Raw genomic sequence first — 8909 nt, 5'->3', positions numbered from 1 at the left:
TACACGTTGTCAACGCCGAACGCGAGTCAAAGTCTTTTGAGGTAAGGGTTTTAGGCTTATTCAGCAAGCCCTATTTATTCTACCAATTTTCTGTAGGTCAAGCTCTCGATCGAGATTCCAAATTATCTCCAAAGTCAGGCAGCGTTTATGAGATAACGGCTAAAGTGAGTGGCGGCGAGTAGACTAGAACGTAGGGCGAAGACTCTGTACCGTCCGCTCCACTGTCTTGTTATACCTCTTACCCGCAGAAGAATCAAAACTCTCTGTAGATTGCAATTGGATCTACCATAATCTCATTTTTGAGTTTTCCAGTAAATTGCTTTTCCATCTCAGAGAGCTTTAAGATCATCTGAGCAACAGCCTCTTTCATATCTCCTGAACCCGAAGATTCTTCAGCAGGTAAATCAGTTTGCCCATCCTTACTTTGAGTAACTGTTCCAAAAATTATAAAGTCTTTCTCTGAGTATCTAGAATACTTCTTGACGATAAGATTCTCTTCCTCTCTTAAGTACTCTCTCTTTAAAAGTGCGCTAAACAAATAGTTCCCTTCCGGTTCAGATGAAAGATACGTTCTGACCTCAAACTGATCTTTATAGCCATAATTTAAAACAACCCCGACGTTATCAAGAAACTCTTGATCTATGTTCCAGCCTAGATGCTTAGCTATAATAGATAGATCATTTATCTTCTTAGGAGAGTGCTTGGCAAAAGCCTTTTCATTTTTGTTTTTCGATTGAACTAAGGCATCACTGAGTTGATTTCGCAACTCCTCTAGATTTGAATAGCTAGCAAGGTAAGCACAAGCCATTCCAAGTTGGTTAATATTTTTAATGGTTTCATTGACTATTTTTACATCATTAAATAGAAGCCTTCCTCTTATCTTGATAAAGTCGTAGTCGTCAAGATTCTTGATTTTCTTTCCAATGTTACTTGAGTCAATCTGCAAAACTCTTTTATCATCAAAGAGCTTCTCTTCAAAAAGACTGTAAGAGTAATCATGCAGAAATTTCCTCTCCTCAGTAGAAGCTTCCTTATTAAGGATATCAGCTAAGACTCGTCCACTTCCTACAGGTCCTTCCTGAGCCTCTAGCTCATTCCTTTTATTACCAGAGTAATTTGTTACGTATTCCGTTAGTCCTTCAAATATCTGTGAGGAGATTGAGTACATTTTGTACTCATCTAGATAAATAAATGACTTAATCCTCTTTTTGCTGTTTCCTTTGGGTGTACTCTTCATAAAATTGCTGGCGAAGCTCCACTTGATCAACGTCACTTCCATTCAAGGAAGGAACATTATGTACAGTCGATGGAGAAAAGATCTCACGAATTGTCAAAAAAGATTCTTTAATTTCAGCATGAATTTCGCAAATAGTACCATCTTTGATACCTGCGGCTTGAAGAGGAGAATTTGAGGGAATCGCTGTTAAGAGATTTTCTCTAAGGAAGAGACTCCAATTATACATCTCTGCATTTTTGATAAAGAGACTTTCTGCAACTTCTTCCTTAAGAACAGCCAGAATGTTTTCTATTAGCGTTTGCGTTCTCATATTCCGAGCCGCAGTTACTTGATACTCTGCACCTACTTCTGTGTAAACTACGAAAAACACTATCGTGGGTACACCTTGAACATTTCCAATTGAAATACTCTTGCCTAATGCTTTCTTATTGAACAGAGTAGGTGTCAAATGCTCTGGAATTCCCTCTATACGAATAGCATTACACCCTAACTGATAACCAAACTCAAAAGATTCACCAGCACCAACTGCTGTGTAAAAGCCAACCGCAAATTCAAATGCTGCACGATCTCCGATCGCCTGTTCCATGCCTACAACGTAATTTATATGCCGCGCAATCGCCTCAGCCTGAAACTTTGAGTAACAAGCGTTTAAAACGACACACTCTACATGACTAGAGAAAAGTCTAAATAAATCTGCTAAGGCTTCTGAATCAACTAATTTTGCTTGTCCAGTTACATCTTCAAAAACCAACCCTTCTTGTCCTGCGCCATGTCCACTGAAATGTACAATTTGAGGCTTGAAATCCAACATTGATTGTTGAATATCTCTTGTACGGGTCGCACCTGTTGAATTGATAGGAACCTTACCATATCCTGCTTGACGCAAACGGTCTTTGATTTCCCGTTCCTCCTCCTGCAAACGTAAGCTTGTTGTTCCTCTTGGATTAGCAGCTAGGAACAAGATGGATTTCTGTACTTTGACTTCATTCATAACAATTAACCAAGTAGCCTAGCTAAATTCAGACTATCGTTCAACAAAAGCTCTCAAATTGGTTGCCTCAACAGACTCTCTCTAAACTATACTCCCACTGACGATATATTTGCAAAATCTTAGCCTATGGCTGCGGATCTGGCAAAGTTGCCAATCTTGTTTTTAATCTGCTTCTGAGCACATCAGGATTAAGAGAGGGAAACTGCCAACAGATAAAGTTTTATTCTTCCACGCGATAGCCCAATTCGGCTAAACGAGTGCGCGACTGCCGCCACTTCGGCTGCACCTTGACAAATAACTCCAAATATACTTTGCCTTCAATTAACTTTTGAATCTGTTCGCGGGCCGCACTGCCGATCGACTTGAGCATACTGCCGCTTTTACCGATTAAAATGCCTTTTTGGGAATCCCGTTCGACGTGAATTGTCGCCAGAATGCGAGTAATTTTTGCTTCTTCTTGAACTATGTCGATCGCAATTGCTACCGAATGCGGCACTTCTTCCCGCGTCAGCAGCAAAATCTGTTCCCGAATCAATTCGCCCATAATAAAGCGTTCCGGCTGGTCAGTCACCAAATCGGGCGGATAATAATAAGGCCCAACCTCCAAATGTTCGATTAACAATTGTTGCAGCGGCTCGACACCCTCGCCCGTGAGAGCGGAAAATTTCACTACAGGCCACTCAGGATTGACAATTTGCTCGTAAGTTCGATCGATCAACACGCAATCCGACGGTTGTTCGTCCAACTTATTCATCCCCAAAATCACTGGAATGCCGATATTGCTGAGAATTTCGACAATATATCGATCGCCCCCCCCCGATTCCACCGAACCATCCACCACAAACAGCACCACATCCACCGACTTAATCGCGGTGCGGGCATTCTGCACTAAAACCTTGCCCAATTGGTGGTGCGGCTTGTGAATTCCGGGAGTATCTACAAAAATAATTTGTGCTTCAGGTGTCGTCAGGATGCCCCGTAGCCTGTTGCGCGTCGTCTGAGACACCGGCGAAGTAATTGCAATTTTCTGCCCCACCAACTGATTCATCAGCGTTGATTTTCCGACATTCGGGCGTCCGACAATACCCACAAAGCCCGATTTGTAACCCGCCGGAGCCACGGGAACACCCATAATGTCCGATACGTCGATAAATTTACTATCTTCCACTAAAATCACCTATTTTCAAGCCCCTTCTCTGTCTATTGTCGCCTGAAAATACTCAAACGGCCATCGATGCACTGTAGCATCTTTCTCGCTTTGGTATACCCCGCAACAGTCAAAGCTCGATCGAGCCGCAAACCAGTGTTAAAACGTGATACGCGATCGGCAAAACTTGATATCTGAGACAAAATTTGATAAAGTTCCAATGACATCGATCGAAAATGAATCATTCTGGTAAAACCGACTCCCCATGCTGTAACAACTTCAGATGTGTAAATATCTAACTCAACTGAAGCTTTTCTACAGTTTGTCAGGCAAACCCGTTTTAACATTTTTGAAGATGTTTGGTAATAAATTAGGTAAGTTGAACTCACATTCAAAAGCTCAATATCATCAGGCGCTTTCTCAATAAAAGCTAGTGTCTTTTGAGCATACCTAAATTAGTGCTAATCGTCATAAAGTTGAGGAGATGAATCGAATGAAATCGAAATTATTTTGGAGTGTCTGCACCGTTTTGGTAGCAAGCTTGCCTGTTCCCGCCTTGGCTCAAACAAGCCCTCCCACCAGCCCTCAAGCAGGTATTGACTACAAGGGTGGATCGAAGAAATACCAGTTAGTACCGGGCAGAATCCAAGACAGAACCTTGCCCAGAGCTTTTGATTTTCCAATTATTACCAATGTTGCTACTGACACTAGCATCACCTCGGATTTCCTAATTACCGATCAGTTTCGCGCCCCAGCGGGTCGTACAGAATACACCGGAGCTCTCACCGCCTGGGCAACATCAATCAGAGAATGTCTCGCCAAACAACCACTTTTGATTCGAGCCAGCACTAAGAACCCGATTCAGATTAATGGTAGAGTAGGCACGATTGTCAGAAACGCAAATAACCGTGCAGTTTGCAAATAAGCCAGCAATATCACAGGGGCTAAATTGACCGTAATTGCTGTAAGGGCGGGTTCACCAATATCTCCCATGCAAGCATCGATACAGTAAACCCGTCACCGCAGCGATCTTGGGGTCAATCGAGGCCAGTTGATATAACTTTCGCTATCTAAAGATAAAAACTAGAGAGTGTTTTTGAACAAAAAGAGCAATAGGTTTTCTATTGCTCTTTTTGTTGGCGAAATTTCTATTAATATCTATTAGGACTTATATCATGTCCGGTCAATTAACCATGATTCCTGAGGGGCGGGTTCGCCAAGATATTGAATAGAAACGGGAAAATCTGTAAACCCGCCCCGGTCTTTAATCGGGGTCAATCTATGGGACATGATATTATATGATATAGGCTGAAATGACATCATATAAGAGGTTTGTAGTGAGGAATGCAAGTCCTTATCAAGGTTTAAGGACTTGCATTCCTCACTGCAAACGACATAATTACGCAGAAACCAGCTTTTTTCCAAAAAATCCCGTGGAACGCGAGGGATATAGATTTTAACACCTGGTTTATGAAAGTTTGTCTGCGTAATTCACGATTTAGTAGCGCAAAATTCATGTGTACTCAGTAAAATTTCGCCATAATCAGGAATCCAAGCTAGCCACTGTTCTTCCGAACATTCACACAACAGCCACGCTTCGTCAAAGCTGAATGCGGTTGGCGGATTGAACAATTTAACCCACATAGAAGGAGCCAATTTTGGTGCAGGTACGGCGCAGCCAAATTTTTCCCAGTCGCGGACACTGGCGAAGCTTCCGGGCGTTGGTTGGGATTGCCAAGTACGAATATCTGTTTGCAGTTGCATAACTACTCCTGTCTAGCTAAGAGTCTGCACCAGGGCGCGGTTGAAACAACGCAGAGCGAAGGCGCAGATAAACTTTGATTATGTAGTCTATGTTACGGAATTATCTAGGCGAATGTGTAGCGTTGTAGCAAAAATTTACAATCGAGAGGAAAACACAGGCTCAAAGCTGAAAAGGTCGATGTTTTATTGTTGGGTTCGGCAACGATCGCCTACCATAGCAAACAACATCTGATTTATTTCAAAAATTCCGGCATGAACCCAACTCCAAAATCCCAGTGGAAAACTCTAGATCGGTTTGTAGAAATCAACTCTCATTGGGTAAAACTAATCGCCGAACATCTCGAAACAACCGAAGGGCAAACAGTAGAATATTGGCGAGTAGAAAGAGCAGATTCAGTTGTAATCTTGACAATTCAAGCTGACAAATTGCTGTTTCCCCCATCGATGTATCGCCCCGGCGTGGCAGAAGCAACCCTGGATTTTCCCGGCGGTCGCGTACCAGCCGAAGCCACGCCAGCAGCAGCCGTTCCAGCTATACTCAAAAAAGAACTAGCCGTGACAGAAAGTGCGATCGCCCGCATCGAACCGATTAACACCGTCGGCTGGGCAATAAACAGCTCATTCTCCAATCAAAAACTCTACGGTTTTGTGGCAGAATTGCACCCGACAGCAACAGTAAACCCCGAACTTATCGGTGCTGAATATCCTGTCACCCCAGACGGAATTCGCGACTTGCTCAAAAAATTAACTTGCCTCCAATGTCGAGCATTACTGCTAGAATGGCAAAATCAAGACAATTTTAGATTGTAGGTTTTAGATTTTAGAATTGGGAATTGTCCCCCGATGCTCGCTGATTTGAATTTTAGGACTTACTCTCATCAACCCGGTTTCTCTGACAAATCTGGGGTTATGCAGCAAATTATCTAGGAAAAAACCTGCTTTATAGCCCCTTGTGTGTAAGTTTAAAATTCCTGAAAACCAACATCACCCAAACTAATCATGCCTCTCAATAATGAAGTTGCTGTCGAATGCCTCGACGTTACATATCGCCTCAACCGCAGGCATTTAGTAGACAAACTCAATTTTAAAGTGCTGCAAGGAGAAGTTTTAGTATTGCTGGGACGCAGCGGTAGTGGCAAAACTACAACCATGAAATTGATTAACAATTTACTAACGCCAAGCAGCGGCGAAGTTCTTGTCATGGGAAAATTGACAACTCAGTGGAACCCTATTCAACTGCGCCGAAAAATTGGTTATGTGATTCAAGAAATTGGTTTGTTTCCCCATTTTACCGTGGAGCAAAACGTCGGTTTAGTGCCGAAATTAGAAGGCTGGGAGGGCGATCGTATTAAATCTCGCGTCCGGCAACTGTTAGAATTAGTCAACCTCGACCCCCAACACTTCGCCAAACGCTATCCCCATCAGTTATCCGGCGGACAGCGGCAGCGGGTAGGCGTCGCTAGAGCACTGGCGGCTGACCCTCCGATATTGTTAATGGACGAACCGTTTGGTGCTTTAGACCCGATTACTCGTCTGGAATTACAGCGGGAATTCGGTCAATTGCAGCAGCAACTTGGCAAAACTGTGATTTTTGTGACTCACGGCATTCAAGAAGCTTTTTTGTTAGCTTCTAGAATTGGTTTGATGCAAGATGGACGGTTGATCGAATTGGCAACACCTGATGATTTTCTCAAATCTCAGCATCCCGAAGCTCGCGCATTTCTTGAATGTTTGCAAGTAGCTAAATTTGAATAATTTAGCAAAAATTTGATAACATAGTTTTAGTAACTAAGCTGATAATCAAACGATGCACAGTCTTTACGAGACAGACTTCTATGCTTGGACGCAAGAACAAGCCAAGTTACTTCGCAAGTGTCAGTGGAGCCAACTTGACTTGCCAAATTTAATTGAGGAGATTGAATCTTTGGGCAAACAGGAACTTCAAGAACTTAGAAATCGTTTGAGTATTTTGCTGGGACATTTGCTGAAGTGGCAATATCAGCCCCAGCAGCGCAGTCGTAGCTGGCTGTCTACAATTCGAGTGCAGCGGCGGGAAACTCAGAGACTGATACAGGAGAACCCAAGTCTGAAACCTTACTTGCAAGAAGCTTTCCAAGAAGCTTATCAAAACGGTAGAGATTTGGCAGCAGGAGAAACCGATTTACCTCTCAAAACATTTCCTCAAAATTGCCTTTACAGCTTAGAGGAAATTCTGGATTCTCGCTTCTATCCTGGTGAACCAAGTTCTGAAATAGAAAATGATTTATAAGGTTGACAGCAATCAGCAATAACCAATTACCTAATGATAAATTTTATCAACCGCTATGGCGCTGAGATAATTCAGCGCGCCAGTGAACACTTATATTTAGTAACTGTTGCAATTTTTATCGCTATTATTGTGGGGATGCCCCTGGGAATTTTAGCAACGAGAAAACCAAAATTGAAAAAGCCAATTTTGGGATTTGCTAATATTATGCAAACAATTCCCAGTTTAGCTTTGTTTGGCTTGCTAATCCCGGTGCCAGTAGTGGGTGGAATAGGCGATCGCACGGCAATTATCGCCCTCACTCTGTATTCTTTACTGCCAATTATCCGCAATACTTATACTGGTATTGTCGGCGTCGATCCAGCGATTACGGAAGCCGGAAGAGGCATGGGGATGACTGATATGCAACTGTTATGGCAAGTGGAAATTCCCCTGGCACTGGGCGTGATTCTGGCGGGTGTGCGAGTTGCCGCAGTAATTGCGATCGGGCTTGCTACAATCGCCGCTGCAATTGGCGCGGGTGGCTTGGGGGTGTTTATTTTCCGTGGCGTTGCTACCGTAAACAATCAGTTACTTTTGGCTGGGGCAATTCCGGCGGCTTTAATGGCTTTAGCTGCGGATTTTGGGCTGGGTTTGGTAGAAGCGCGCCTCTCGAAAAGTACCTTAAAAACTATTAATGAGGACTAAAATCCTGGCTACCTTCCGTCAGCGTTGTCACTCTCTGCGAACCAGAAGCATTCGCAGGATTTGCTATGAGATTGCGGATTTCATTTGAGCGTTCAATGTACTCTCGATCGCTCAAAACAGCTTGGCTTCCCTCCAGCAAAATAGCATCTGCCAAATCGATCCAAGAACGGCAACCGCCGTATTCAGGAATGTAGGGGATTTCGCGAATTTCTGCAAGGCGATAAGCCCGCAGGAATAAAATATAAATTGGTTGAGTTTGTTTCCATTTCAGGCGATCGCTAACAAATTTTTCATTCCAAATATGATAAGGAAACAACGCAGTAATGGCTGGTTCCCAAGCTACCAAAAAAACATCGGTAATCTCCGCCCAACTGCCAATTCTAATAACTTCAGGATGCCAACCAGATTCGACAGTCTTGACTTGAGGTGCAAACTCCGGTTTTAATAAATCCGGCTGTTGGTGTTCAAAAGTTGGATATAATAAAACCTGTTTGTCACCAACATTAAACTGTCCGGCTTGCTCGCGAATTCCCCCCTTCCGCAACAGTACAATCGTTTGACCTTGTTCCAAAGCATTAACTGCTACATTCCATTCTTTCAGCGCCCTAGTAGTTGATTTCATAGGAATTTATTTGAGTTTTAACAAAAATAACAAAACTCGGTACTTTCAAGCAAGTACAGCCATTTTTTCTAGTTTGCGACTAGCCTAGAAGGGATTAACGGACTGCCTTCCATTATGCAACCCACATTCCGCAGATGTGTGTGGAATTTTTTATCAGTTGTGAAAAGTTGGAGTCAAAAAGTTTTTCCCTTTAAC

Annotated in this window: 12 protein-coding genes; 6 read left to right on the top strand and 6 right to left on the bottom strand. The window is 43.0% G+C overall.

Annotation, left to right across the window (positions count from 1 at the left end):
* Positions 1–182, top strand: a 182-nt coding sequence (locus QUA70_RS27260) for a hypothetical protein (RefSeq protein ID WP_333350902.1), incomplete at its 5' end; no start/stop codon positions are given.
* 71 nt (positions 183–253) lie between these two features.
* On the opposite strand, the gene QUA70_RS27255 is transcribed toward QUA70_RS27260, so the two are convergent.
* The 4 genes from QUA70_RS27255 to QUA70_RS27240 all read right to left on the bottom strand — a co-directional run bounded on the left by QUA70_RS27255 (position 254) and on the right by QUA70_RS27240 (position 3764).
* Positions 254–1237: a DUF6414 family protein gene (locus tag QUA70_RS27255; RefSeq protein WP_333335282.1), complete on the bottom strand. Its 984-nt coding sequence runs from the start codon at positions 1235–1237 to the stop codon at positions 254–256.
* On the bottom strand, positions 1197–2228 hold the full coding sequence (locus tag QUA70_RS27250; protein WP_333335285.1) for a CHAT domain-containing protein: 1032 nt from the start codon (positions 2226–2228) through the stop codon (positions 1197–1199). Before QUA70_RS27250 ends, QUA70_RS27255 begins: the two co-directional genes overlap by 41 nt.
* 220 nt (positions 2229–2448) lie before the next feature.
* Positions 2449–3360, bottom strand: coding sequence for a GTPase Era (gene era / locus QUA70_RS27245; protein ID WP_333335307.1), 912 nt, complete (start codon positions 3358–3360; stop codon positions 2449–2451).
* Between the two features lie 68 nt (positions 3361–3428).
* Positions 3429–3764, bottom strand: coding sequence for a hypothetical protein (locus QUA70_RS27240; protein ID WP_333335287.1), 336 nt, complete (start codon positions 3762–3764; stop codon positions 3429–3431).
* Between the two features lie 104 nt (positions 3765–3868).
* On the opposite strand from QUA70_RS27240, the gene QUA70_RS27235 reads away from it, so the two are divergent.
* On the top strand, positions 3869–4300 hold the full coding sequence (locus QUA70_RS27235) for a hypothetical protein (RefSeq protein WP_333335290.1): 432 nt from the start codon (positions 3869–3871) through the stop codon (positions 4298–4300).
* A gap of 566 nt (positions 4301–4866) precedes the next feature.
* Here the strand turns inward: QUA70_RS27235 and QUA70_RS27230 are convergent.
* Positions 4867–5139: a hypothetical protein gene (locus QUA70_RS27230; protein WP_333073661.1), complete on the bottom strand. Its 273-nt coding sequence runs from the start codon at positions 5137–5139 to the stop codon at positions 4867–4869.
* A gap of 252 nt (positions 5140–5391) precedes the next feature.
* Here QUA70_RS27230 and QUA70_RS27225 point away from each other — a divergent pair, with 252 nt between their 5' ends.
* The 4 genes from QUA70_RS27225 to QUA70_RS27210 all read left to right on the top strand — a co-directional run bounded on the left by QUA70_RS27225 (position 5392) and on the right by QUA70_RS27210 (position 8092).
* Positions 5392–5949, top strand: a complete 558-nt coding sequence (locus QUA70_RS27225) for an NUDIX hydrolase (RefSeq protein ID WP_333335293.1) — start codon at positions 5392–5394, stop codon at positions 5947–5949.
* Between the two features lie 189 nt (positions 5950–6138).
* Positions 6139–6894 (top strand): ATP-binding cassette domain-containing protein, encoded by a 756-nt coding sequence (locus QUA70_RS27220; protein ID WP_333335296.1) that lies wholly within the window; start codon positions 6139–6141, stop codon positions 6892–6894.
* 52 nt (positions 6895–6946) lie between these two features.
* Positions 6947–7408, top strand: coding sequence for a DUF29 domain-containing protein (locus tag QUA70_RS27215; protein ID WP_333335299.1), 462 nt, complete (start codon positions 6947–6949; stop codon positions 7406–7408).
* Between the two features lie 33 nt (positions 7409–7441).
* Positions 7442–8092, top strand: a complete 651-nt coding sequence (locus QUA70_RS27210; protein ID WP_333335302.1) for an ABC transporter permease — start codon at positions 7442–7444, stop codon at positions 8090–8092.
* On the opposite strand, the gene QUA70_RS27205 is transcribed toward QUA70_RS27210, so the two are convergent.
* Complete coding sequence (locus tag QUA70_RS27205) at positions 8079–8714, bottom strand: DUF1802 family protein (RefSeq protein WP_333335305.1); 636 nt, start codon at positions 8712–8714, stop codon at positions 8079–8081. The genes QUA70_RS27210 and QUA70_RS27205 overlap by 14 nt on opposite strands.
* Positions 8715–8909: the final 195 nt, after the last annotated feature.

Source organism: Microcoleus sp. LAD1_D5 (assembly GCF_036702115.1).
Classification (GTDB): domain Bacteria; phylum Cyanobacteriota; class Cyanobacteriia; order Cyanobacteriales; family Microcoleaceae; genus Microcoleus.
This window is presented reverse-complemented; position numbering and strand designations above follow the sequence as displayed.

Excerpts from the sequence above, each read along its gene's own strand:
- QUA70_RS27255 (WP_333335282.1), bottom strand. The coding sequence starts at position 1,237 with ATGAAGAGTACACCCAAAGGAAACAGCAAAAAGAGGATTAAGTCATTT.
- QUA70_RS27250 (WP_333335285.1), bottom strand. The coding sequence starts at position 2,228 with ATGAATGAAGTCAAAGTACAGAAATCCATCTTGTTCCTAGCTGCTAAT.
- era (WP_333335307.1), bottom strand. The coding sequence starts at position 3,360 with ATGGGTGTTCCCGTGGCTCCGGCGGGTTACAAATCGGGCTTTGTGGGT.
- QUA70_RS27235 (WP_333335290.1), top strand. The coding sequence starts at position 3,869 with ATGAAATCGAAATTATTTTGGAGTGTCTGCACCGTTTTGGTAGCAAGC.
- QUA70_RS27230 (WP_333073661.1), bottom strand. The coding sequence starts at position 5,139 with ATGCAACTGCAAACAGATATTCGTACTTGGCAATCCCAACCAACGCCC.
- QUA70_RS27225 (WP_333335293.1), top strand. The coding sequence starts at position 5,392 with ATGAACCCAACTCCAAAATCCCAGTGGAAAACTCTAGATCGGTTTGTA.
- QUA70_RS27220 (WP_333335296.1), top strand. The coding sequence starts at position 6,139 with ATGCCTCTCAATAATGAAGTTGCTGTCGAATGCCTCGACGTTACATAT.
- QUA70_RS27215 (WP_333335299.1), top strand. The coding sequence starts at position 6,947 with ATGCACAGTCTTTACGAGACAGACTTCTATGCTTGGACGCAAGAACAA.
- QUA70_RS27210 (WP_333335302.1), top strand. The coding sequence starts at position 7,442 with ATGATAAATTTTATCAACCGCTATGGCGCTGAGATAATTCAGCGCGCC.
- QUA70_RS27205 (WP_333335305.1), bottom strand. The coding sequence starts at position 8,714 with ATGAAATCAACTACTAGGGCGCTGAAAGAATGGAATGTAGCAGTTAAT.